Below are 23760 nucleotides of genomic sequence, written 5' to 3' on the forward strand. Positions count from 1 at the left end.
GCCCCTCTTTGATCGCTAGTCGAACTTGGCCAGGCGGTTGACACCGTTGAAGGCGGCAGCTTTATAGCACTCAGCCAACGTGGGATAGTTGAACACTGTATCGATGAAGTAGTCTACTGTGCCGTTGAGCGCCATGACAGCCTGACCGATGTGGACGAGCTCGGCTGCGCCTTCGCCGATGATGTGAACGCCAAGAATGGCGCGGGTCTCGCGGTGGAAGATCAGCTTCAGGCGACCTGTGGTGTCGCCGCGAATCTGGCCGCGTGCGATTTCGCGGTAGTAGGCGACGCCGACTTCATAGGGCACATCTTCGTCGGTGAGCTGCTCTTCGGTTTTGCCGATGAAGGAGATTTCCGGGATGGTGTAGATGCCGTAAGGATAGAAGCTGGGATTGGACTGCTCATTTTCATCGCCGTAAGCGCGGGCAACGGCAATGCGCCCCTGCTCCATGGAGACGGATGCGAGGCTGGGAAAGCCGATGACGTCGCCGACGGCGAAGATGTGCGGGACCTTCGTGCGGAAGTCCTTGTCTACTGGGATGCGGCCGCGGGCGTCGGCCTCAATGCCAGCTGTTGCGAGGTTCAGCTCGTCAATGTTGCCCTGGCGGCCCACGGCATAAAGAAGAGCGTCGCCAGAGATGCGCTTTTTGCTTTCGAGATTGGCTACGACAGTTCCGCCGGCTTGTTCCTCGACACTCTCCACCTCTTCGGCAAGACGCATGGTGACGCGGCTGTCCCGCAGGTGGTAGCTGAGGGCCTCGACGATCTCCTGGTCAGCGAATTCGAGGAGCTTGGGGCGTTTTTCGACGAGTGTGACACGCACGCCGAGCGCGGCAAACATACAGGTATATTCGACGCCGATGACGCCGCCGCCGACCACGATGAGGGTTTTGGGCAGGTCAGTCAGCTCCATCACCTGGTCGCTGTTGATGATGGTCTTGCCGTTGATGGGCACTTTTGTCGTGCTGGCGGGCTTGGTGCCTACGGCGATGATGATCTTTTCGGCGGTGTAGGTGTGGGTGCCGCGCGGCCCATCCACGCGAATGGTGTTGGGATCGACGAAGGCGGCGATGCCGGTGAGCACATCGACGCCGTTGCGGGAGAGCTGCGCCTCGGTGACATCGATTTCAGTCTTGATGACGTGCTGCACGCGGAAGGCAAGATCGGACATGGTGATCTTTTCCTTCACGCGGTAATTCATGCCGTAGATGGAGCGGTAGGTGTAGCCGGAAAGATGCAGGACGGCTTCGCGCATGGTCTTGCTGGGAATGGTGCCGGTGTTGATACAGACGCCGCCGACAACGGTGCTCATTTCGACCAGCGCGACGCGTTTTCCCTTCTTCACCGCGGAAACTGCAGCGCGTTGTCCGGAAGGGCCAGAACCGATGACGAGCAAATCGTATTTGTCCATGAGGAGTCCGCGGTTAAAGATTTTGCTGCTCTAACTTTTTTCAACGCAACACATTACTGTAACTCTGCTTAGTGCAAGTTTGTGCAAACGTGTTTTGCGATTCGATGAAATCCGTTCTGTTTCGGGCGCGATTCCGGAGATGAGCTGCATGAGCGCGTGACGCGCTTACACTCTGCATAGGATGCATCTCTATGCTATTACCGATCGGCGGTTGTTTACCAGCCGCGAGGCTTTGTTGACGCGCGCTGCTCAGTGGAGCAGGTCCGGCGTGGACTATGTGCAGATTCGGGAAAAAGACCTGGATGCGGCCGAGATGATGGACCTGGCAATGGAGCTGGTTCAGACGGTGAAGGCAGCCGGAAGCAGGACGCGGGTCCTGCTGAACGGTCCGGTGGAGCTGGCGGTTGCGGCGGGTTGTGACGGGGTGCATCTGCCTTCGAACTTACCAGCCGCGGCGATTGCCCTGGCGCGGAGGACGGTAAGCATGGTCAGCGTCTCATGCCATGATCTGGGCGAGATACAGACTGCGCGCGATCAGGGGGCGACGCTGGCTTTATTTGCGCCTGTTTTCGAGAAGAAACTGGGTGCGGAGATTGTTGCAGGGCAGGGACTCGATGCGTTGGCTGCAGCCTGCCAAGCAGGAGCGCCCATGCCGGTTTTTGCGCTTGGTGGTGTCACGACAGAGAATGCGCAGGACTGTGTGCGGGCCGGGGCCGCGGGCGTTGCGGCGATCCGGCTCTTTGTGCTGGGCGATTGGCGAGGATTGAAGGCTGTCTAACTGATCGCTATCACTTCTTCACGCTTGCAGGAATATCTGCGGGAACCGAGCGGTTGCGATCCCTCAGCCATTCAAGGCTGATCTCTGACTGGTTTGAGGCCTGCTGGTCGCCAACATTGGGCATAAAGATTTCAAGGCCGGCCTGAGGAGTCATGCGAGTGTAGCCTTTGACGAGCTGTGCCTGATAATTGACGAGGTCGAGATCGAACCAGGGATCCTTCGTGGCGTCGATCATGGTGAGATCGACGTACTGCATGGTGAGTTTGCCGAAGGCAAGCGTACCTCCGTTGAGGCGGAGAAAATTGTGCCACTTGGCGAGTTGGGCGTCGTCATCGGACGCGTCGCCGTAGATGACTTCAATGTCGGGCGGACTGACGTGCAGCGCGGTGAGACGTCCGCGGATATGAGGCGGGGGCAGCAGTCGCTGGGTATCAAAGATAATATCGTTTCCTGAAACCTCCACGCCGGCCACGTTGGTGGCATGCACGAGGTCGGCAAGCTGGATATGAAAGCCGCCGAGAAGCCCTTTGATGGGGATTTTAAGCGCAGTGATCCTGGCGACATGGAATTGCACGCGGCCATCAGGCGTCGAAGAGAGCGTTCCTTCGAGCTCGACGGGCATCGATATCACTTTGTGGGCGGTTCCCCGGAGCTTGAGCTGATCGCCGTCCGGCACGATGGAGATGTTCTTCAGTGCGGCATCAGAAGGCATGTTGGCGTTGAGATAGTTGGCGACATCGCCAATATTTGCGCGTACGACACCTTTTTCGATCTCCAACACGAACGAATCGGGATCGTCGAAGGATGGAGTGACGTCGGGGTGGGTGCGCAGCATCTGGCCGTGGATCCAGCGGATGTAGATGCGGAAGTTGGGCCCTTTATGCAGGCGTATGTTGTGCGCATAAAGCGTGGTCGGAGAGGTATCGTTACTACTGCTTGCGAGCGTGTGAGGCACCGCTGTTTCCGGTGCGGCTGACGCAGCAGTGGTCCGCGAATGCAGATGCCATAGGAGCAGGCCCAGACAGAAAATTACGAGAACCACGGCACACACTAGCAGAACGTTACGCTGTCGGGTCAAAGACATAACCAGGGAGGGCTCCTCAATATCGGGGAAAAAGTGGGTTGGTGCGGTAGCGTCGCAATTTGACGCTGTACTGTTGAGATTCAGAAAAGCAGGCCCGTGTCGCCGCGCCGCTGCAATTTGACCTCGGTGAGGCGCATCCTTACCCTAAAGAGAGAGATTTTCATCATCTTCGAGGCTTGCCATGCTGATTACCATTCCTGATCTTGAGCGGGAACCGCTAGTATTTGATCTTTCTCTTGCCCCGGGTGCGGTCGACTATGGCGAAGAAGTAAGCCAGGTGGGACCGCTGGCCGTTGCCGGTCTGGCTGAGGTACTTGAAGAACATCGTGGGCCGCGCGAAGTGGTGCCGGACATCCGGCTGCGGGCAAAATATTCCGGGAAAGTGGAAGTGGTGTGCGCGCGCTGCCTGGAACCGGTGGAACACGCCCTAAAAGGGGATTTTGACCTGATTTTTCGCCCATTAGGTCTCGATGAGGGTGGTTCCGAGCATTCCATTACCACGGATGAGACGGAAATCGGTTATTATCAAAAGAGCGGCCTTGTGCTTGAAGACGTGCTGCGGGAACAGGTGCTTTTGTCCCTGCCGGCAAAAACGCTCTGTCGCCAGGACTGCAAAGGACTTTGCCCGCGTTGCGGCCGAAATCTGAATTCTGAAACCTGTACCTGCGATGCGGCGCCAGTCGACCCGCGCTGGTCGGCGCTTTCAGACCTAGGCAGCCGGTTAAAGTCATAAGTTTTTGTGGAACAGCTACTTTCCTGCCTCAACGGGCAGCGGTTGTTCGATTGAAAGGAATCAGCAATGCCTAATCCAAAGCGGCGCCATTCAAAGGCCCGCACCTCCAAACGCCGCGCGCACGATGCGCTGACTGCCACCGGTGTCTCCGAGTGCCCGAACTGCCATGAGCGCAAGTTGCCTCACCATGCGTGCCCGAAGTGCGGCACGTACAAGGGTCGTGAAGTGCTCGAAGTGAAGGAAGCCAGCTAGTTCAGCAACGATGCTGACCCATATCGCTCTCGATGCCATGGGTGCCGACAAGGCACCTGAGCCGGAGATTCGGGGCGCTATTCTTGCCTGCCGTAACCTGCCTGTGCGCGTGCATTTGGTGGGACAGCAGGAGAGGATACGTCCGTTACTCAACGAGTATCTGCGCAATGAACGGCTCCCGATCGAGATCGTTCACGCCAGCGAAATCATAGGCATGGACGAGAAAGCCGCGCATGCGGTCCGCTCCAAGCGCGACAGTTCGATGCGCGTGGGGCTTCGCCTTGTTCGCGAAAAGAAAGTGGCGGGGTTCTTCACCGCCGGCAACACCGGGGCGGCCATGGCTACGGCCAAGATGGTCCTCGGCGCATTGCCGGGTGTCGATCGTCCGGCGCTGGCGATGGTGATGCCGACCACGGCCGGTTCGCCCTGCGTGTTGCTCGACGTGGGCGCGAATGTCGATTGCAAGCCGCAGAATCTTGAACAATTTGCCGTGATGGGCGAGCTTTATGCTCGCAGCGTACTGAAGATTTCGCGCCCGCGTGTGGGACTGCTTTCGATTGGCGAAGAAGAGGGCAAGGGGAACGAGCTGACGGCTGAGACTTTGCCGCTGTTGAAGCAGCTGCCAGTCAATTTCATTGGCAATGTCGAAGGCCGCGATATCTACAACGGCCATGCTGATGTGATTGTCTGCGATGGTTTTGTCGGCAACGTGGCACTGAAGACTTCAGAAGGACTGACGAAGCTTGTTCGCGACATGCTGAAACAGTCGCTGAATACGACGGTCACGGCACAGGTTGGCGCTTTGCTCTCGCGCAAAGCTTTTAATGCTTTTAAGAAGCGGCTTGATCCTTCCGAATATGGTGGAGCGCCTCTGCTTGGGGTGCGTGGCGTCTGCATCATCGGGCATGGCTCGTCGAATGAGCGGGCGATTTATAACGGTATTCGCGTGGCTGCGGAGTTTGCCCAGGCTGGCATCAACGAGCATATTGAGCGTGAGTTTGCACAGCGGCCCTCACAGCCGCCAGCTCCGAATGGCGTGGAGCTACCGCTGCAGTAGCTTTGCTTGTCTGATCTGACTTTCAAAAGCATTCCTTCCTTCGGCTGCCTCCTGCAGCCGATTTTTATTTCTGCTTCCGATAGCGCGCGATCACGAAAGTGAAAGTTCACTGCTCTGTAACCTCGCAGTAATCCAGGTGTAATTTTCCGCCTCGAATCTACGTGAGGCGTTCCTGTGCATGATGCCAGGCAGCCAAGGAGCAAATTGTTCATGCCGAATTTTTTCTGGAAGCGTCTTGCGTCTTTCATGTGCTTCGCCGCAATGGTGGCTGGCGCAAGTCATTCCGCCTTCGCCGATAACCGTGAAGACCGAGTTTCAACGGCGGCCGCCTATGTAAAGCACGTGTTTGTGATCGTGCTGGAAAACAAGAATTTCAGTGACACTTTCGGAACCAGCACGCAGGATCCTTATCTGCAGAAGACCCTGGTGCCGATGGGCGGCCTGATGACACAGTATTACGGCACGGGCCATGTCAGCCTGGACAACTATATTTCGCTGATCAGCGGACAGGCGCCGACACAGGATACCGATAACGACTGCCTTCCTGGTTTTACCGGCACCATCGGCAACTATAACGACGTAAAGCAGACGGGCGTGGCTCGGCAGGGACAGGTCGCTGCCAGCGGCGGCTGCATTTATGCCAGGGATGTTCCGACGCTGCCAAAGCAGCTAGAAGAGGCAGGTCTGACGTGGCGCGGCTATATGGGCGACATGGGAAATGATCCCACCCGCGAGAGCGCTGCGTGCGGCCATCCCACGATTGGTGTGGGCACGGACAACACCAACTCGGCGGAGGCTCCGAGCGCCGCAGTGCCGCTGGGCGATGCTTATGCGACCCGGCATGATCCCTTCATGTACTTCCACTCGATCATTGATGATAAGGCTAGCTGCGCCAAGCACGTGGTGAATCTGAATCATCTGACGGCAGATCTGGCTGAAGAGCGGAGCACGCCGAATCTCATTTTCATCACTCCGAACCTCTGTGATGACGGCCATGATGGCAGCGGCACGGGAGCTCCCGGTACGACCTGCGCCAATGGCCAGCCGGGCGGACTCACTTCTGCCGACGCCTTCCTGAAGACATGGGTTCCGAAGATTATGGATTCGGCTGCTTACAAGAAGGACGGATTGCTCATCATTACCTTCGATGAGAGCAGCTACACGCAAAGCGTCAGCACGAGCTCGAGCGGACAGACAACGGTAGACATCACTTTTCCGGGCCAGACCTGCTGCAATCAGCAGCCGGGTCCAAACCTGAGCGGTGTGCGCCCTGGCAGCTTTACGCTGGTCAGCACGCCCACACTGGTTGAGAACATTGTCATCAATGGCTTCGGTGGCGACCGGATCGGCGCATTGCTGTTGTCCCCGTTCGTCAAGCCCGGAAGCACGTCGGATACTGCCTACAACCACTATTCCCTGCTGAAGAGCTTAGAAGATATCTTCCATCTCGACCGTATCGGCTATGCGGCTGACGATTGGCGGGCACATTATTCCCTGGATACGATCGGGGACGATGAGGATGTTTTCTACTCTGGTCCGGGACGTGGCCACGGTCATGATCACGGCCATGATTTTGACGGCTGGAACGATCCTCACTTCAAGCAGCCCTGGTACTAATTCAACGCCGCGTCGCCGTTCGGGAAGTTGTTCTCGGACGGCGATGCCGTCAGCAGTCTCTTAAAGGTCATACCCAGGATGTATCGTCGAAGTCCGCGCGACCGATTCTTCTATCGGAAGCTTGCTGTTCCCACTTTTCTCGTGATCCTCGCCGCCACCCTTCTCCTGCATGGCAGAGAGGAAGCGTCTGTCTACGCATCGCAGGCGGCCGATACCGGAAGCGAACCATCGGAGGCGGATCTCAGCGCTCTAGGCCAAAAGATTTTTTTCGATGTCTCATTATCCGCGTCGGGGCGAATGTCCTGCGCTACATGCCACGATCCCGCTCATGCCTACGGGCCTCCCAATGGACTGGCGGTGCAGCTGGGCGGACCGGGAATGGATCGCCAGGGAGCGCGCTCCGTTCCCTCACTGCGTTACGATCTGAACCGCACGCCGATCTGGAATAAGGAGTTTATCTCGAATCCAGCGGAGCGCACGCTTGAGGGCAATGAGCCGCCCGCAGGCGGCTTCGGGTGGGATGGCCGTTTTAATACACTGCTTGATCAGGCCAGTTTCCCGCTGCTGACCCCGACTGAGATGGCCAATGCCAGTCCGGATGAGGTGGTCGCAAGGCTGAAACGGGCAACGTATGCGGATGATTTTCGCAAGGCGTTTGGCGCTCGGATATTCGAGAATGTGTCGCAGGCATACGCTGGAATGCGGCTGGCGTTGGAGCGTTTCGAGCTGGACGATCCCAGCTTTCATCCTTACAGCAGCAAGTACGACGACTACCTGGATGGAAAGGTGAAGCTGAGCGCGAAGGAGCAGCGCGGGCTGGCTCTCTTTGACGATCCATCGCGCGGCAACTGCGCCACCTGCCATCTCGACCGCAAGGGGGTGGATGGTTCGCACCCGCTGTTCACGGATTATCAGTTCGAGGCGCTCGGCGTGCCGCGCAACCCTAAAATTCTGGCGAATGGCTCGGCTGCATATTTCGATATGGGGCTTTGCGGGCCTCTGCGAACCGACCAGGGCGGCGATCGGACGTATTGCGGATTATTCAAGACGCCGACGCTGCGCAATGTGGCGATTCGAAAGGTGTTTTTTCACAACGGACGCTTTCACACGCTGCGGGAGGCGATGCGTTTTTATGTGCGCCGCGATACCGATCCGCAGTTGTGGTATCCAGTGTCGGCATCGGGCAGCGTTGAAAAATTCGACGACCTGCCGGAGCACCTGCGTGGCAATGCCGATGTCATTGACGAGCCGCTGACGCGCAAAGAAGGCGCTGCTCCGGCATGGTCAGACGCCGAGATCGACGATGTGATCGCATTCCTGGAGACCCTGACCGACCGCGACGCGGAGCCCGCGCAAACCAGGCATTAGGGGATTTTCACTGGAACAAATGCACGGCCGGTCGCGTATCTCTAGCCGGATGGCGGAAGTGTGTCTTGTGACGCCGTGGCTGGCGTATTCTTAAATGCACACTCCTGTTGACAGGCTGTCGTTGCTCTATGGAATTTATTGAGGCAATTAGAATCGCGCTGCAATCGCTCTGGGCGAACAAGCTGCGCTCCGTGCTCACGCTTATTGGTGTGGTCATTGGGGTGGCTTCGGTGATCGCTGTGATCACGCTGACCAATGGAGTGAATAAATATGTAGCCACGAAGGTGTATGGCTATGGCGCGGACGTGTTTACCCTCAGCAAGCAGCCGCCTGTGATCTTCAGCTATGAGGAATACGAGAAATTCCAGCGCCGGAAAGACATTCACCTTGAGGACTACCAGGCGATCCGCGATACCTGCAAGTCATGCGTGGATGTAGGCGCGCTGCAAAGTACGACAGGCAAAGTCGTCTATGGAGCGCACTCGAGCACCGATACGGGCATTCGCGGCTGGAGCTGGAACATGCCCGCCATGTCGAACCTGAACGTGGTACTGGGCCGCAGCTTTACGCCGGCCGATGAGCAATATGCCACGCATACGGCGATTGTCGGTTATGACATTGTCGATAACCTGATGCCGGGCAGCGATCCGCTGGGCAAGGAAATTCGGGTTGATGGCGAACCTTACGTCGTGATCGGCGTCGGCGAACGTCAGGGCAAGACGCTGGGACAGAGCCAGGACAACTATGTTTCGGTGCCGATTACAACGTATCAGCGCAAATACGGGACGAACAAGAGTGTCGTGATCTACATAAAAGCTGGATCGGTGGGGCCTGCGCTCGATCGCTCCTCGGATGAGGCACGCGCTATTCTGCGGTCGCGCCGGCACGATGCTTCCGGCGGAGACGACAGCTTTTCGCTCGATACCAATGAGACGTTTGTCGGCTTGTGGACGAGCATCAGCTCGACATTCCTCTTTGTGGTGATCGGGATTGCGTCCATTTCGCTCGTCGTCGGCGGCATCGTCATCATGAACATCATGCTGGTGAGCGTGAGCGAACGCACTCGCGAGATCGGTGTGCGCAAGGCGCTGGGCGCGCGCTACACGGATATTCTGCTGCAATTCCTGATTGAGTCAGCAACGATGTCGCTCATCGGCGGAGCGATTGGCGTGATCTGTGGCTCGGGCGTGGCGAAGCTGGTTACGCTGGCGATCGGATTCCCTTCCGACATTCAGGTCTGGTCGGTCCTGATGGCGCTTTTCGTTTCGGCAAGCGTTGGTATTTTCTTTGGGGTGTATCCGGCGCGCAAGGCAGCGATGCTGGATCCTATTGTCGCGCTGCGGTCGGAGATGTGAGGTCGATATGAGACTGACGGATTCCCGCGAAGCAGTAAACATGGCCTTTGAGACGCTGCGCGCGAACAAGTTGCGCTCCGGCCTGACCGTGCTCGGCATTGTGATCGGAGTGGCTACGGTCATTACGATCTCTTCGATCATCAGTGGCCTCAACAATAACGTACAGAACTGGGTCAATTCGCTCGGAACGAATGTGCTTTGGGTCTTCCATATGCCAGTGATCGGCGTGCGACCAACGGTCGAGCAGCTGGCGCGCAAAAAACTGACCTTTGATGATGTGGCGGCGATGCGGCTGCTGCCGCACGTGGTTGCCGCTGATGGTGGCGTGCGCCACGTAAACCCGATCTTTCAGGCGGGCGTCATCGGCGTGAAATACGGCACGAAAAAGGCTCAGGGCGTGCTGCTGCAGGGGGACACGGCGCAGGTTGCGGAAGTGGACGATGTGGCCATGGTGGAAGGGCGGATGTTCACGCAGGACGAGGATGAGCGCCGCGCCAACGTGGTGATTCTGGGGTATGACACAGCGCAGACGCTTTTTGGAAAAGAGAGCGCCCTCGGTAAGGAAGTGACGATTGAAGGAAATCTCTTTACCGTGATCGGAGTTTTCGACAAGCGCAAGCAGGTGTTTGGTGGTGGCCGCAATCAGGAAGACAACATGGCCAACTTTCCGATCGGCACATTTATGAAGCTGCATCCGGAAGACGCTGTAACCGGCGGAGTCTGGGTATCAGTAAAATATGACGATCAGAAAAACCGCAGCCTGGTGGAAGATGAGGTGCGCGAGCTGCTGCGCCGCCGCCGCAAGGTGCGCGTGGAGGCTCCTGACAACTTTGAAGTCTTCTCGCCTGACTCGCTGACGCGCCTCTGGAATCAGCTAACCGGCGGTCTTGCCATCTTCATGGTTGCGGTTTCGAGCGTTGGTCTGATGGTGGGCGGCGTGGGCGTGATGAATATCATGCTGGTTTCCGTCACCGAGCGTACCAAAGAGATTGGCGTGCGCAAGGCAATTGGCGCGACCAAGCGAAACATCCTGCTGCAATTCACGACAGAGGCAATTACGCTTTGTGCGATCGGCGGCGTCATCGGCATCCTGATTGGCGGTATTATCACGCTGCTCATACGGCTGCTTATCAGCGCACTGCCGGCAAGTATGTCGGGCATGTGGGCGATGATCGGATTCACAGTCTCGTGCGTGATTGGTTTGGTCTTCGGGATTTATCCGGCATGGAAGGCCGCGAATCTCGACCCGATTGAAGCGCTGCGGTATGAGTGAAAGGCGCCATGGAGTTGGTGTTCATCTTTGGCTGGCTTCCTGGCGAGAAAATATCCCAGGTTAGCTTCGCGAACCTGGGGCACCCAAATTATTGACGAGCCATCCTTGTAAACTGAGCATTCATGCTCGGCATCATCATTGAAAGTGTTACGACCATTCTTGCTCTCTGCGGGCTGGGATTTTATTTTGCTGCGTTGTGGAGCGCGCGTGACTTCGTGCGCCGCAAGCGTCCGGAAGCTACGACCTTTTATCCGCCAGTGAGTATTCTGAAGCCGCTCAAGGGCTTCGATCATGACATGTACGGAAGTTTTGTCAGCCATTGCCGCCAGCAATATGCGGGCGAATACGAGCTGCTCTTCGGGGTGAGCAGTGCGGACGATCCTGCAGTCGCAGCCGTCGAACAGTTGAAGGCGGAGTTTCCGGAGTCTTTGATCCGGCTGATTTTGACGCCTGAGGTGCTGGGCGCGAACGGTAAGGTTGGCAACCTGGCGCAGATGGTTCCACAGGCTAAGGGGGACTATCTCGTCATCAATGACAGCGACATCAAGGTATCGCCACATTATCTTGCGCGGGTGATGGCTCCTTTTGCCGATGAGCGGGTCGGCATGGTAACTGCGCTCTATCGCGGTCGTTCGCATAGGACGGTGGGATCGAAGATGGAAGCGCTTGGCATCTCGACCGATTTCGCTGCTGGAGTCTTGACGGCCCGGAAGATCGAAGGAGGAATTCGCTTCGGTCTTGGTTCTACGCTGGCCATGCCACGCGCTGCGCTCGATGCGATCGGCGGTCTGACTCCGCTGGCCGATTATCTGGCCGATGATTATGAGTTAGGCGCAAGGATTGCTGCGAAGGGCTACCGCGTGGAGCTGATCGATGAAGTGGTTGAGACGACGGTTCCAGCGTACCGCTTTGGCCAGTTTCTTGAGCACCAGTTGCGCTGGGCACGGGGAATGCGTGACGCGCGCAAACTTGGTTATCTTGGCGTGGTATTTACATTCGGGCTGCCGTGGGCTTTGCTCAATGTGATCGCGGCAGGAGCAAGTCTCTCAAGCCTTGCGCTGCTGAGCCTTGTGCTGGCGGCGCGGGTAACGCTGGCTCTCGCTGTCGGTGTTGGCGTGTTGCGCGACGCTCAGGTGCTGCGCGATCTGTGGCTGCTGCCGCTGCGCGATATGGTCGCGCTGGCTGTATGGGCGTGGAGCTACGCAGGGAATACAGTAGCGTGGCGTGGGAAGAAATTCACGTTGAGAGATGGGAAGCTGCTAAGAATATCCGGAGCGGATGATAGGAGCGGAATGTGATTCTGGAAGTAGCGATTCTTAACGTAGTGCCATCCATGCAGGAAGGGTTTGAGGAAGCATTTCGTTTGGCGCGTCCCTTGATTGCCGCTTCCGCTGGCTATATTTCACACGAGCTGCGCAGATGCATGGAAACTCCGAACCGCTACCTGCTGCTGGTGCAATGGCAGACGCTCGAGGACCACACTATCGGATTTCGCGGCTCGCAGCGGTACCTGGAATGGAAGGCTCTACTGCACAAGTTTTATGATCCCTTTCCGACGGTGGAGCACTATGCAGAAATGAACGAATAGAGCGGAAAATCTGCCAGCCTCACGGAAACTGTCGTGGCGCGCTGTGCCGGGCAAAATTTGACCACGCGAAGATGACGAAAATCTCGAGCTCGCGTATCTCGCAGCTCGGCTGTTTGCTCAGAAGCAGTTACGCCAAAATTTATTGCCAATCCCAGTGGAGAATAGCGGAAGCTCATTTTTCTATTGTTGCTAAAATTCGGCGCCATGAGAGCCGGGACGGTTACTGAGTATTTCCTTGCCACCGCTGCGGCCAATGACGAAGGTCTGTCCAGGCAACTGAGGCACCTGATCTAGTGGTGTCCATAGGAAGACGCGGTTGTTGCCGCTCCAAAGCTGGTTCGTCTGGCCGTTTTCGATGAAGACCTTTGGTGCATCCGGAAAAAATGAGCCATACCAAAGGCCACCACTGCGGCCATTCAGTATCTGCACCTGCCGGTCAAGATAAAAGGCCAGCGAGGAAGCATATTCAAATCTGCCATTGACGATGATCACGTCGTCCTGATCCATCTCCGGCTTGATGGCGTTGGCGAGAATCTGCGACGAAAGAACGGGCGAGAGGGTGTTGAGAGCCAGGTGCGCGGCGATGAGGAAGGCCGTCACAGTTCCAATGAGAAAACAGTTAGCGAGGCGCGCTTTGTCCTTCAGCCGGAACCAGAGGTTGGCAGAGACCCCGACCAGGAGAGCCGCGGTCGTAATAACGAAGGAAATGCGGAAAGCGCCTAAGGCGCGCAGAGTCAGATCGAAGAAATGTCCGAAGAAAAGCCGATGCGTGCGTGTCGCATCCCTTACTACAGATGTTACATCTGTGCCAACAGGCAGCGGCTTGAAGTGAGCGGCGAAGAGAGCCGAAGCGATCGCTGCAAGAACGCCCACCACAAACAGGACCCAGGCGGTCCGTTGGCCTGCGCAGGAGGGCGCGATTTCATCTTCAGCGAGCCAGTATCCGGCAAGGAGCGCCAGCGGCGGCAGCGCTGGAAGCACGTAGTATTCCTGGCGAGCGGAGAAGCTGAAGAAGAGCATGACCGCTACTGCCCAGATGGCCAGCAGCAGAAGCACGCGCTGACGCTGGTCGATCTCTTCACGCCGCAGCGCTGCACCCCAGTGCTGGTGAAAAAGCGCCTTGATGGCGAAGACAAACCATGGCGCGATAAAGACGAAGAGCAGTAACCAGAAGATTAACAGCGGCACGGAGTCAGATGAGTGCGGAATGGTCTGGCCCATGTAGCGCCGGAAATGCTCGTTCATGAAATAGAACCAGAGAAATCCGTGCATATTTCCCTGCGTCGGAAGAGGTCCAGTCGGACTCCCGACATTCGGGTTTCTGAGTGCTGCGAGGATGTGCCATGGGGCAGCGATCACGAGAAATACGAGGGCGCCGATGGCCGGATGCCAGCGCAGCAGATGGCGGAGATTGCGCGTGAAGAAGAGATAGACGAGGACGATGGCGAAGGGGAAGCCAAGGCCAATCAAACCCTTGGTAAGCACAGCGAGAGCGCAGCAGGCGGCGAATCCCGCAGCGGTTGCCAGCGACGGCGCGGGCTCTTCGAGCGACTTCCAGAAAAAGTAGATCGCAAGAGAAAGCCAAAGGCAGAGGATGGCGTCTGGAAGCAAAATACGCGTGAACCCGAAAATTCCGCTCGCCGTTAACAGGGAGACTGCGGTATAAAAGCCGGCCTGGGCCGAGCCGAAGAGCCGCCGGCCCAACGCGAAGATCACGAAGAACAATGCGAGCGAGTAAAGCGCCAGTGGCAGGCGCGCTGCCCAATCGTGTTCGCCGAAGATGCGGAAGCTGGTTGCGATACTCCAGTAAAGCAGGGGAGCCTTGGCGAGATAGCGGACGCCGTCTATGTGGAGCGTCACCCAGTCATGGTTGAGAAGCATTTCGCGTGCGGCTTCTGCGTGCAGTGCGTCTGCGTCGTCGAGCAGGGGCGGACGCACGAGCGCGAATGAGCCATAGAGGAGCAGCCACAGTCCGAAGATCGGGAAAAGGAAACGCTTCATCTGCTGGGAAACGATTATAGAGGCCAGAGGATACCGGTAGCTGTTTCGCAGCAAAACGCAGCCCGTTTCCTGGCGCATCGTTGAACACGCACGTCATGCAACAATGGTGTTTCATAGAGGGACGAAAGCGGATGCAAGAAGCAGGTTCGGCTGTCGTCTTGATGCAGTAGTAAGTTGATAATTTGGACCGAAATAATCCGTGTTTATTTTGAAAACAAAGCAGACGTCAAAAGTTTATGACAGCACTCTCGGCACTTGCCGAGCGTCCCTATTCGCCTGTTATAGTGTTTCTTCAAAAAAAACCGAGATATTTTCCGGCGTGAAAAAACGCCGGTGTCGCTAACGCTAACCCTTCCCACTACTTGGGACTGAAGAGGAAGCAGGGAACGCATACATGGCGCAGATTTTTGACCGCAGCTCAAACGCGCTGGCACGTATGAGCCTGGTCTTAACGGGATTGATCGTCATTGCTTTGGGTGTAACGCTGAACGAACTGCAAAGATCACCATGGGTCACGCGGCAGGGCCAGCGCGCCGACCAGCCGGTTCCGTTCAGCCACAAGCACCATGTACAGGGCCTGGGATTGCAGTGTCAGTACTGCCATACGTCGGTCGAAAAGTCGAGCTACGCGGGCATTCCGCCGACCAAGACCTGCATGAACTGTCATGCGCAGATCTGGACCAACGCGAACCTGCTCGAACCAGTTCGTCACAGCTGGGAGACGAACGAATCGCTGGTCTGGACCAAGGTTCACGACCTTCCCGATTATGTGTACTTCAGCCACGAAATTCACGTGAGTAAAGGCATCGGATGTTCGAGTTGTCACGGGCGCGTCGACGAGATGCCGATCATGTATGAGCAGAACACATTGCAGATGGAATGGTGCCTGAACTGCCATCGCAACCCGGAGAAGAATCTGCGTCCGACCGGAGAGATCTACAACATGGCGTGGACGGGCCCGAGCGAGCTGAAGCCGGAATGGTGCGCGGTGAAGAAGAATTCGCAGGCGGGCGTGCCCACGGCGCAGGACGTAACCTGCACGGCTACCGATCCGGCTTCGAGCGGTGGCGCGCAGCTGGCTTCCATGCAGATGCTGCCTGTCGGATTGCATGGTCAGGCGACAGCCCGCGATGCCGGTGGCATGGCGGTTCCGGCGACGCTGCATTACGAAAAGTTCAACAGCCAGGAGGAACTGGGCAAGTTCCTGGCGGGGCAATACCACATCCGCACACCGCGTGATTTGTCGAGCTGCGAGGTTTGTCATCGATGAGCGACAAGCAGCTTTACACATCTGCGGAAGACGAGAGACGCGATCAGGAAATGAGCACAAACGGAGCAGGCGGGGACGGATTGGTAAGGCTTGCGGCGCAGCCTGAGAAGAAAGAAGGGCTGACGCTCGAAGAAGTCCGTGGAAAGCTGAATGGCAAGACGGGCAAGAAATACTGGCGGAGCCTGGAAGAATTGTCGGATAAGCCGGGATTCGGCGAAATGCTGGCCCGCGAATTTCCGCAGCAGGCTTCGGAGTGGATCGACCCGGTTTCGCGTCGCGGATTCCTGAAACTGGCAGGCGCGTCGTTGGCGCTCGCCGGGCTTGCCGGTTGTACCAAGCAGCCGGATGAGCCGATTTATCCCTACGTCAAAGCTCCGGAAGATTTACTGCTGGGCAAACCGATGTATTTTGCCACGGCGTTTCCCTTCCCGACTGGCGCAGTTCCAGTGCTGGTGAAGAGCGATGCCTTCCGCCCGGTGAAGGTCGACGGCAATCCGGAGCACCCCTATAACCAGGGCTCATCCGACGCTCTCACGCAGGGGACGCTGCTCGATCTGTACGATCCGGATCGCTCGCAGCATGTGATCTATCGCGGAGAGACGCGGACGTGGGCGGCTTTTCAGGCGGCATGGCGTTCGACGCTGGCCAGCAAGAAGGCTTCCAGCGGCGCCGGAATTTATCTTCTGAGCGGCACGGTCACCTCACCAACTCTGGCGGCGCAGTGGAAGAAGGCGCAGGCCACTTTCCCGAATGCGAAGCTGGTGCAGTATGACGCGGTGAACCGCGATTCGGCATATGCGGCATCGAAGGCGGCGTTCGGCGATTATCAGGATGCGCAGTACAAGCTTGATGCTGCGGATGTGATTCTTTCGCTCGATGCAGATTTTCTATCAAGCGCAGTGCACCCGGGCTTCCACAGGCTGGCTAAGGATTACGCGAATAAGCGCAGGCTTGACGGCACGACGGAGATGAATCGCCTTTACTCCGTCGAAAGCCGGACCACGACGACAGGGCTGAAGGCAGAACATCGGCTGGCGCTGCGGGCGAGTGACATCGTTCCGTTTGCTGCAGCTCTGGCAGGAACGCTAGCCACGGGCGGCGCGAGCTATAGCGGTTCAGATGATGCGAAGAAGTTTCTCGCCGCAGTTGCGAAGGACCTGAAGGCGAACACCGGCAAGTGCGTGGTGATTCCGGGCGAGCAGCAGTCGCCGCAGGTGCACCTGGCGGCCATCGCGATCAATGAAGCTCTCGGCAATGTTGGCAAGACTGTGGTTTACACCGAAACGGTGAACCCGCTTCCCTCGATCCAGACGGACGATCTGAAATCGCTGGTTGCCGATATGAATGCGGGCAAGGTGGAGTGGCTGGTGGTTCTCAACAGCAACCCCGTCTATGCTGCGCCCGGCGATCTGAAGTTCGATGAGGCGGCCGGCAAGGTCAAGACGATTGTGCATCTCGGCTCGCATGTGGATGAGACGGCGCAGTTGGCGCACTGGCACCTGAACGGAGCGCATTATCTCGAAAGCTGGTCAGATGCGCGCGCATACGACGGTACGGTTTCGATCGTTCAGCCGATGATTGATCCGCTGTACGGCGGCCACACGGCGCATGAAATTGTGCAGGCGATGCTCGATAATCCAGATCTTTCGGCATATGAAACTGTGCGCGACACCTGGAAGCAGCAGCTTTCCGGAAAAGGCGATTTCGAGTTCAACTGGCGCAAGACTCTGCATGACGGCTTCATTGCAGGCACAGCATTTCAGCCAAAGGGCGGGGCCGGAAAGGCTGCTACCGGTTCGGGACAGAATCTCCCGGCGCAGAGCGATGCTCTGGAGATCGTCTTCCGCGCTGATTACAACGTCTACGATGGACGCTTCGCAAACATCGGCTGGCTGCAGGAATTGCCACAGCCGGTCACGAACCTTTCATGGGATAACGCGGCGCAGCTGAGCTACGGCACGCTCGCGAAGCTCGGACTCGCAGAGCACGACGTGGTCGAGATCAGCGCAAACGGGCAGAAGGTTCTTGCTCCGGTGCTGGCGGTGCCCGGGCATCCGGATAACTCGATTACGCTGACGCTCGGACAGGGACGCAGCCATGCGGGGCGTGTCGGCAGCGGCCACGGCTTTAACGCGAACGCTGTGCGCAGCTCCGCCTCGCCGCTGTTTTTCGCCGGCGCGAGCCTGCGCAAGACCGGCGACACATATGAATTCGCCGTCACCAAGAGCCACTACACCGATCACCGCGCCGTGTTTGCCGGCGGCGATGGGAGCGGGACGCATTCGATCGAAGGCAATGAGGCGATTGACCGCGCCATCGTTCGCTATGCCACGCTTGAAGAGTTCAAGCAGAATCCGAACTTCGCGCACGAGGGCGAAGGCAAGGAAGATCCGGAAGCGGACGAGAGCATGTTCCCGGCCTGGCGTTATGACCAGAACGCGTGGGGCATGTCGATCGATATGAACGCATGCGTTGGCTGCAACGCCTGCATCGTGAGCTGCTACGCGGAGAACAATATCGCGGTTGTCGGCAAACATCAGGTGCAGATCGGGCGCAACATGCAGTGGCTGCGTATCGATACTTATTTTGAAGGCGATCTGGCTGCACCGCGCGCGCACTTCCAGCCGATGACCTGCCAGCACTGCGAGAACGCTCCCTGCGAACAGGTCTGCCCGGTAGGCGCCACAGTGCATACACCGGAAGGCCTCAACACGATGGTCTACAACCGCTGCGTGGGCACCCGCTACTGCTCGAACAACTGTCCGTACAAGGTGCGCCGCTTCAACTTCCTGCTCTTCTCCGATTACGAGACCGAGAGCCTGAAGTTTATGCATAACCCGGATGTAACCGTCCGCAGCCGCGGCGTCATGGAAAAGTGCAGCTACTGCGTGCAGCGCATCAACGGAGCGAAGATTGAGGCCGACAAGGAAAACCGCGAGATACGAGACGGCGAAATCGTGACGGCGTGCCAGCAGGCATGCCCGACGAATGCGATCATCTTCGGCAACATCAATGATCGCGGCAGCAAGGTGCGGAAGCTCAAGGAGCAGTCGCGCACTTATGGAGTGCTGGCAGACAACAACACGCGCCCACGCACGACATATGTTGCTGAAGTGCTGAATCTGAACCCTGAACTGGCCGAAGCGTAGGAGAGGTTGAACGGAACATGGCAACCAAGAATCAACCACTAAATGATCCGATGCTGGATCCGATCACCGGCGAAGACCGGGTCATCGCGCCTGGGCATACCTTCAAGTCGGTTACGGAGAAGATCTCACGCATCGTACTGACCAGCCATACGCCGATCGGCTGGTTTGGCGGTCTTCTGCTGGCTGGCGGTGGCGTCTCGATGCTGCTGGTCGCAGTCAGCTGGCTCTTTCTAAAGGGCGTCGGCATCTGGGCGATTACGCAGCCAGTCGCCTGGGGCTTCGCGATCATCAATTTTGTCTGGTGGATCGGTATTGGCCATGCGGGAACACTGATCTCGGCCATTCTGCTGCTCTTCAAGCAGAGCTGGCGCAATTCGATCAACCGCTTCGCGGAAGCGATGACGATCTTTGCCGTAGTTTGCGCCGGCATGTTCCCGTTGATTCACGTCGGGCGGCCGTGGCTGGGATACTGGCTCTTTCCTTACCCTAACTCGATGAATGTGTGGCCGCAGTTCCGTTCACCGCTGTTGTGGGACGTCTTCGCGGTTTCGACCTACGCGACGATCTCGGTAGTGTTCTGGTACATCGGACTGATTCCTGACCTGGGAACCCTCCGCGACCGCTCTCAATCGAAGATTGCGCAATTTGCCTATGGATGGCTGGCCCTGGGCTGGCGCGGCTCGGTGCGGCACTGGGTCCGGTATGAGACAGCGTCGCTGCTGCTGGCCGGACTGGCGACGCCACTGGTGCTCTCGGTACACACGGTCATCAGCTTCGACTTCGCTGTGGCGCTGCTTCCCGGATGGCATACGACAATTTTCCCGCCGTACTTTGTTGCCGGAGCTGTGTATTCGGGCTTTGCCATGGTTATCACCCTGGCTGTGCCGATTCGCAAGTTCTATCACCTGGAAGACGTCATCACCATCCGCCATATCGAGAACATGGGCAAGGTCATGCTTACGACCGGCCTGATTGTAGCCTACGGATATGCGATGGAAGTCTTCATGTCCTACTGGTATTCGGCGAGCCACTGGGAATATTTCATGATGTGGAACCGCATGTTCGGGCCGATGGGCTGGTCCTACTGGGTTCTCGTGACCTGCAATATCGCTCTGCCGCAACTAATGTGGTTTCGCGCATTCCGCAGAAACGTGCCGCTGATGTTCATCATGTCTTTCATCATCAATACAGGCATGTGGTTTGAGCGCTTCGTGATCGTCGTCACCAGCCTGTACCGCGATTACCTGCCTTCGTCCTGGGGAACGTACAGAGCAACGCGCTGGGACTATGCAACCTTTGCCGGAACGTTGGGCCTGTTTACATTCCTCTTTTTCCTCTTCGTTCGCTTCCTGCCCATGATTCCCATGTCTGAGCTGCGCATTCTGCTGCCCCAGGCAAAGATTCATGCGGAAGGCGAACCACTGCCCGAGGCGGGTGACTAATGCCGATACAAGAAGGAACTTACGGATTACTTGCCGAATTCGATACGCCCAGCGAACTGGTGCGGGCCGCGCAGTCTGCGTACGACTCCGGCTACCGGCGCATGGATTGCTACACGCCGTATCCCGTCGAAGAGGCGGCTGCTGCGATTGGCTTTCATCGCGATAATGTTTCGTTGCTTTGCCTGCTCGGCGGGCTACTTGGATTGGTGGCGATGTTCAGCCTGGAGACATGGATTTCCGTCTGGGCATATCCGCTGAACATTGCGGGCCGTCCTTATTATTCGTGGCCTGCGTTTGTTGTGCCGGCCTATGAATGGACGATTCTGTTCGCCGGACTTTCGGCTGCTTTTGGCATGCTGGCGTTAAACGGACTGCCGCAGGTTTACCATCCGTTATTCAACTCGGTCAACTTTCGCAACGGCGCAACTTCGGACAAGTTCTTTTTGTGCCTGGAGTCGACCGATCCGAAGTTCGACGTGGCTGAATCGCGTGTGTTTCTTGAAGGATTTAAGCCAGTCTCCGTGGTGGAGGTGGAGTATTAAGACGATGGACCGAATCCGCACAACGGGGTCCCGGGCGACAGGTTTTCGTCGATGGGGTGTAATGCGACTGGTGCCCTTGAGCGCCTTGGCAGCCATCGGATTGGTTGCAGGCTGCCGCCAGGACATGCACAACCAGCCGAAATTCATTCCGCAGCGAGGCACGGATTTCTTTGCCGATGGGCGCTCGGCGCGTCCGCAGGTGGAGCACACGGTGGCACGCGGGCAACTGCGTGAAGACGAGTATTTTTATACCGGTCTGGTGAATGGAAAAGAACAGGATGCGATGCCTTTTCCGGCAACGATGACGGTGCTCGAGCGCGGACAGGAGCGCTACAACATTTATTGCACGCCCTGCCATTCGCGGGTTGGTAACGGCCAGGGAATGATCGTCGATCGCGGCTACAAGCCGGCGGGCAACTATCACGATGCCAAGCGGCTGGCTGAACCTTTGAGCCATTATTTCTACGTCATGACCAATGGATACGGGGCCATGCCGGATTATTCGGCCCAGCTCACTCCTGCGGATCGCTGGGCGGTGTCGGCGTATATCCGGGCGCTGCAGTTGAGCCAGAACGCGAAGCAGTCCGATGTCCCGGAGGGAGCGCAGGTGCGCAACCTGAAGGACATTGCCGAGCAGCAAGGGCTTCCGGCGAGCTTTGCCGGGCCGTGGCCAATGGCGGTCGATACCAATGTGCAGGCGTTGCCGACGGAGGGAACTGCGGCAGGCGCGCCGGCAGAAAATCCGGCTACTCCCACCCTGACCGGGCGGACGGCGACAAACGCGAAACAAGGCGAAGCAAATTCGCCTGAGCACAGGAAATAAGGACCAGATCGCATGGAGCAACATTCGGGATATCACGAGAAGACATTGCCCGCTGACCTTTCGGCGCCGGCCTTTGTAAATGGCTGGCGAAGCCGGGCGCTCATCATCGGCGCAGTGTTCTCCATTATCGGCGTCATCCTCGGCTTTCTGGCGAATGACGGCTGGGCACACTTCCTGCGCGCATGGCTGCTGGGTTTCATGATCTCTTTCGGCTTCTGCTGCGGCGGTATGGCGCTGCTGATGACGCAGTACCTCTCGGGTGGCAAGTGGGGCCTGCTGGTGCGGCGGCCGCTGGAAGCGATGACGCGGACATTGCCATTGGTCTTCCTCTATTTTCTGCCGGTGGGAATTTTCGGCGTATCGCTGAAAAAGCTATATCTCTGGGCGCAATATCCGGACACTGAAAATGCGTTGAAGAACCATCTCATCAATGCTACGCAGGCGCATTCGATTCACTTCAAGAAGCCTCTGCTGAATCCGGTGACTTTCTGGGAAGTCTCAATCTTCATCTTCGCCAGCTGGGCGCTCTATACGTTCCTGCTCAATCGCTGGTCTCTGCAGCGCGATGCGGATTCGCAGCCGAATGTTTTTTACTGGCAGAAGAGATTCGAGAACCTGAGCGGCTTCGGAGTGGTCTTCTATTCCATTACGCTCACTGCCGCGGCCATTTACTGGGTGATGTCACTGGACCCGACCTGGTATTCGACGGTTTATGGCCTGCAGTTCCTCGTAGGGCAGGCTTACGGCGTGCTGGCGCTGGTCATTCTTACACTGATCGGATTATCTTCGGCCCAGCCCATCAAGACGATCTTCCGCGTTACCGAACAACATGATCTGGGCAAGCTCTGCCTCGCCTTCACCATGCTGAATATTTATCTCGCGTTCGCAGCGTTCCTCATTATCTGGTCGGGCAACTCGCCGGAAGAGATTCCCTGGTACCTAGACCGTATCCGCGGCGGATGGGGCGTGATTGCCACACTCGATTTCGTCTTCCACTGGTTGCTGCCCTTCACACTCTTGCTTTCGCGCGACTTGAAGCGCATCAAGCGCAAGCTGGTGGTGGTCTGCTGCATTATGATCTTCGCCCGCTGCTGGGATATGTTCTGGCTGATTGAGCCGAACTTTAAGGACGCGGCACGCAATCTTCATTTCAGCATCGGCATCCTGGAATACATTTTTGTTCCGACCGGGCTGATCGCCTTCTGGATGGCGAATTACTTCTCGCAATTGAAGACCAGGCCGCTGGTTGCCACCAACGATCCGCACGTAGCGGAGATTCTGGAGCCCGAACATGCACACGCCTAACCCTCACGAGCACGAGTCGCATAACAAGCCGGCTTCGGTCCGCGAAGGCTACGAAGTTACTGACGTCAGCGCACAGGGAATCATGGTCTTCCTGGTCGGACTGGCGATTTCGGTGGGCGTCTTCTTTGTCTTCTGTTTCGGCATGGGCAAGGTGATCAATAATGCCCTCGAGAAGCGTGACGGTCCACCTAATCAATGGAACCAGGCAAATTTTCCAGCAGGCAAACGGCAGAACATGGAATCGGATCCGGCAATGCGGCAAAAGCAATTGCAACAGCTGACGCAGAGTTTTCCGACGCCGCGTTTGCAGGGGGATGATGGAAATCTGGATACGGCCGATCTCCATGCGCGCGAAGACCTGCTGCTCGAAAACTACAGCTGGATCGATCGCTCTAAAGGCAGCATTCGCATTCCCATCGATCGCGCAATGGAATTGATTGCGCAGCGTGGACTGCCAGTAGCGCAGCAACCGCAGCAGAACGAGCCGCTGATGGCGGGCGACAGCAAGGTATCGGTGCAAGTGCCGCTAACGGACGGATTTGCGCGGACTGCCTACGAGCAGGAGCTGCGTGAAGGAAGCGCCAAGGAGCCGGGTGAACAGACCTCGACGAAGGCAAATAACAACTAGGCAAGGACTGAACCTGAAAACGGCATACATCGCCGGGGATTAGCATAAGAACAGATGCAGGCAGCAAACACAATTCGAAAAAGCA

Annotated in this window: 20 protein-coding genes; 17 read left to right on the forward strand and 3 right to left on the reverse strand. The window is 57.4% G+C overall.

What is annotated here, in order from left to right; translation table 11 throughout:
* Positions 1–15: 15 nt before the first annotated feature.
* Entirely contained in the window at positions 16–1410 is a 1395-nt protein-coding gene (gene sthA / locus GSQ86_RS22680) for a Si-specific NAD(P)(+) transhydrogenase (protein WP_158752405.1), read from the reverse strand.
* Positions 1411–1591: 181 nt separating this feature from the next.
* Between sthA and GSQ86_RS22685 the strand changes: the two genes are divergently transcribed.
* Positions 1592–2188, forward strand: coding sequence for a thiamine phosphate synthase (locus tag GSQ86_RS22685; RefSeq protein WP_158752406.1), 597 nt, complete (start codon positions 1592–1594; stop codon positions 2186–2188).
* A gap of 10 nt (positions 2189–2198) precedes the next feature.
* On the opposite strand, the gene GSQ86_RS22690 is transcribed toward GSQ86_RS22685, so the two are convergent.
* Positions 2199–3272, reverse strand: coding sequence for a hypothetical protein (locus GSQ86_RS22690; RefSeq protein ID WP_158752407.1), 1074 nt, complete (start codon positions 3270–3272; stop codon positions 2199–2201).
* 181 nt (positions 3273–3453) lie between these two features.
* Here GSQ86_RS22690 and GSQ86_RS22695 point away from each other — a divergent pair, with 181 nt between their 5' ends.
* The 9 genes from GSQ86_RS22695 (at position 3454) to GSQ86_RS22735 (ending at position 12515) form a co-directional block, all read left to right on the forward strand.
* Complete coding sequence (locus tag GSQ86_RS22695) at positions 3454–4005, forward strand: DUF177 domain-containing protein (protein ID WP_158752408.1); 552 nt, start codon at positions 3454–3456, stop codon at positions 4003–4005.
* A gap of 66 nt (positions 4006–4071) precedes the next feature.
* Positions 4072–4257, forward strand: a complete 186-nt coding sequence (gene rpmF / locus GSQ86_RS22700) for a 50S ribosomal protein L32 (RefSeq protein ID WP_158752409.1) — start codon at positions 4072–4074, stop codon at positions 4255–4257.
* A gap of 10 nt (positions 4258–4267) precedes the next feature.
* Positions 4268–5314, forward strand: coding sequence for a phosphate acyltransferase PlsX (plsX, locus tag GSQ86_RS22705; protein WP_158752410.1), 1047 nt, complete (start codon positions 4268–4270; stop codon positions 5312–5314).
* A 210-nt stretch (positions 5315–5524) separates the two neighbouring features.
* Positions 5525–6931, forward strand: coding sequence for an alkaline phosphatase family protein (locus GSQ86_RS22710; protein WP_254062567.1), 1407 nt, complete (start codon positions 5525–5527; stop codon positions 6929–6931).
* 78 nt (positions 6932–7009) lie between these two features.
* On the forward strand, positions 7010–8299 hold the full coding sequence (locus GSQ86_RS22715) for a cytochrome-c peroxidase (RefSeq protein WP_158752411.1): 1290 nt from the start codon (positions 7010–7012) through the stop codon (positions 8297–8299).
* A 128-nt stretch (positions 8300–8427) separates the two neighbouring features.
* A complete protein-coding gene (locus GSQ86_RS22720; RefSeq protein ID WP_158752412.1) occupies positions 8428–9654 on the forward strand; it encodes an ABC transporter permease in 1227 nt (408 codons plus the stop codon).
* Positions 9655–9661: 7 nt separating this feature from the next.
* Positions 9662–10927, forward strand: coding sequence for an ABC transporter permease (locus tag GSQ86_RS22725; RefSeq protein WP_158752413.1), 1266 nt, complete (start codon positions 9662–9664; stop codon positions 10925–10927).
* 122 nt (positions 10928–11049) lie between these two features.
* The gene (hpnI, locus tag GSQ86_RS22730) at positions 11050–12225 is read left to right on the forward strand and encodes a bacteriohopanetetrol glucosamine biosynthesis glycosyltransferase HpnI (RefSeq protein WP_158752414.1); all 1176 of its coding nucleotides are present in this window, start codon (positions 11050–11052) and stop codon (positions 12223–12225) included.
* Positions 12222–12515 carry an antibiotic biosynthesis monooxygenase gene (locus GSQ86_RS22735; protein WP_158752415.1) on the forward strand — a complete coding sequence of 98 codons (294 nt, stop codon included), beginning with the start codon at positions 12222–12224 and terminating at the stop codon, positions 12513–12515. The genes hpnI and GSQ86_RS22735 overlap by 4 nt, the downstream gene beginning before the upstream one ends.
* A 189-nt stretch (positions 12516–12704) precedes the next feature.
* Here the strand turns inward: GSQ86_RS22735 and GSQ86_RS22740 are convergent, their stop codons facing one another.
* Positions 12705–14516, reverse strand: a complete 1812-nt coding sequence (locus GSQ86_RS22740; protein WP_158752507.1) for a glycosyltransferase family 39 protein — start codon at positions 14514–14516, stop codon at positions 12705–12707.
* A gap of 394 nt (positions 14517–14910) precedes the next feature.
* Between GSQ86_RS22740 and GSQ86_RS22745 the strand changes: the two genes are divergently transcribed.
* From GSQ86_RS22745 to GSQ86_RS22775, 7 genes are read left to right on the forward strand one after another with little or no spacing between them, the layout of a single operon-like run.
* The gene (locus GSQ86_RS22745) at positions 14911–15786 is read left to right on the forward strand and encodes a cytochrome c3 family protein (RefSeq protein WP_158752416.1); all 876 of its coding nucleotides are present in this window, start codon (positions 14911–14913) and stop codon (positions 15784–15786) included.
* Complete coding sequence (locus GSQ86_RS22750; protein WP_254062568.1) at positions 15783–18935, forward strand: TAT-variant-translocated molybdopterin oxidoreductase; 3153 nt, start codon at positions 15783–15785, stop codon at positions 18933–18935. Before GSQ86_RS22745 ends, GSQ86_RS22750 begins: the two co-directional genes overlap by 4 nt.
* 17 nt (positions 18936–18952) lie before the next feature.
* Positions 18953–20377 (forward strand): NrfD/PsrC family molybdoenzyme membrane anchor subunit, encoded by a 1425-nt coding sequence (gene nrfD / locus GSQ86_RS22755; RefSeq protein WP_158752417.1) that lies wholly within the window; start codon positions 18953–18955, stop codon positions 20375–20377.
* The gene (locus GSQ86_RS22760; RefSeq protein ID WP_158752418.1) at positions 20377–20919 is read left to right on the forward strand and encodes a DUF3341 domain-containing protein; all 543 of its coding nucleotides are present in this window, start codon (positions 20377–20379) and stop codon (positions 20917–20919) included. The genes nrfD and GSQ86_RS22760 overlap by 1 nt, the downstream gene beginning before the upstream one ends.
* Before the next feature lie 4 nt (positions 20920–20923).
* Positions 20924–21742 carry a cytochrome c gene (locus GSQ86_RS22765; RefSeq protein ID WP_254062569.1) on the forward strand — a complete coding sequence of 273 codons (819 nt, stop codon included), beginning with the start codon at positions 20924–20926 and terminating at the stop codon, positions 21740–21742.
* Positions 21743–21754: 12 nt separating this feature from the next.
* Positions 21755–23047 (forward strand): hypothetical protein, encoded by a 1293-nt coding sequence (locus tag GSQ86_RS22770; RefSeq protein WP_158752419.1) that lies wholly within the window; start codon positions 21755–21757, stop codon positions 23045–23047.
* A complete protein-coding gene (locus GSQ86_RS22775) occupies positions 23034–23675 on the forward strand; it encodes a hypothetical protein (protein ID WP_158752420.1) in 642 nt (213 codons plus the stop codon). Before GSQ86_RS22770 ends, GSQ86_RS22775 begins: the two co-directional genes overlap by 14 nt.
* Positions 23676–23760: the final 85 nt, after the last annotated feature.

Origin of the sequence: Acidobacterium sp. S8 (assembly GCF_009765985.1) — a bacterium.
Taxonomy (GTDB): Bacteria; Acidobacteriota; Terriglobia; order Terriglobales; family Acidobacteriaceae; genus Alloacidobacterium.

Bases quoted from the DNA above. Each gene is read 5' to 3' on its own strand.
- sthA (WP_158752405.1), bottom strand. From the start codon at position 1,410: ATGGACAAATACGATTTGCTCGTCATCGGTTCTGGCCCTTCCGGACAA.
- GSQ86_RS22745 (WP_158752416.1), top strand. From the start codon at position 14,911: ATGGCGCAGATTTTTGACCGCAGCTCAAACGCGCTGGCACGTATGAGC.
- GSQ86_RS22760 (WP_158752418.1), top strand. From the start codon at position 20,377: ATGCCGATACAAGAAGGAACTTACGGATTACTTGCCGAATTCGATACG.
- GSQ86_RS22775 (WP_158752420.1), top strand. From the start codon at position 23,034: ATGCACACGCCTAACCCTCACGAGCACGAGTCGCATAACAAGCCGGCT.
- GSQ86_RS22695 (WP_158752408.1), top strand. From the start codon at position 3,454: ATGCTGATTACCATTCCTGATCTTGAGCGGGAACCGCTAGTATTTGAT.
- GSQ86_RS22720 (WP_158752412.1), top strand. From the start codon at position 8,428: ATGGAATTTATTGAGGCAATTAGAATCGCGCTGCAATCGCTCTGGGCG.
- GSQ86_RS22710 (WP_254062567.1), top strand. From the start codon at position 5,525: ATGCCGAATTTTTTCTGGAAGCGTCTTGCGTCTTTCATGTGCTTCGCC.
- GSQ86_RS22770 (WP_158752419.1), top strand. From the start codon at position 21,755: ATGGAGCAACATTCGGGATATCACGAGAAGACATTGCCCGCTGACCTT.
- nrfD (WP_158752417.1), top strand. From the start codon at position 18,953: ATGGCAACCAAGAATCAACCACTAAATGATCCGATGCTGGATCCGATC.
- GSQ86_RS22690 (WP_158752407.1), bottom strand. From the start codon at position 3,272: ATGTCTTTGACCCGACAGCGTAACGTTCTGCTAGTGTGTGCCGTGGTT.
- hpnI (WP_158752414.1), top strand. From the start codon at position 11,050: ATGCTCGGCATCATCATTGAAAGTGTTACGACCATTCTTGCTCTCTGC.
- plsX (WP_158752410.1), top strand. From the start codon at position 4,268: ATGCTGACCCATATCGCTCTCGATGCCATGGGTGCCGACAAGGCACCT.
- GSQ86_RS22725 (WP_158752413.1), top strand. From the start codon at position 9,662: ATGAGACTGACGGATTCCCGCGAAGCAGTAAACATGGCCTTTGAGACG.
- GSQ86_RS22765 (WP_254062569.1), top strand. From the start codon at position 20,924: ATGGACCGAATCCGCACAACGGGGTCCCGGGCGACAGGTTTTCGTCGA.
- GSQ86_RS22740 (WP_158752507.1), bottom strand. From the start codon at position 14,516: ATGAAGCGTTTCCTTTTCCCGATCTTCGGACTGTGGCTGCTCCTCTAT.
- GSQ86_RS22715 (WP_158752411.1), top strand. From the start codon at position 7,010: ATGTATCGTCGAAGTCCGCGCGACCGATTCTTCTATCGGAAGCTTGCT.
- rpmF (WP_158752409.1), top strand. From the start codon at position 4,072: ATGCCTAATCCAAAGCGGCGCCATTCAAAGGCCCGCACCTCCAAACGC.
- GSQ86_RS22750 (WP_254062568.1), top strand. From the start codon at position 15,783: ATGAGCGACAAGCAGCTTTACACATCTGCGGAAGACGAGAGACGCGAT.
- GSQ86_RS22685 (WP_158752406.1), top strand. From the start codon at position 1,592: ATGCATCTCTATGCTATTACCGATCGGCGGTTGTTTACCAGCCGCGAG.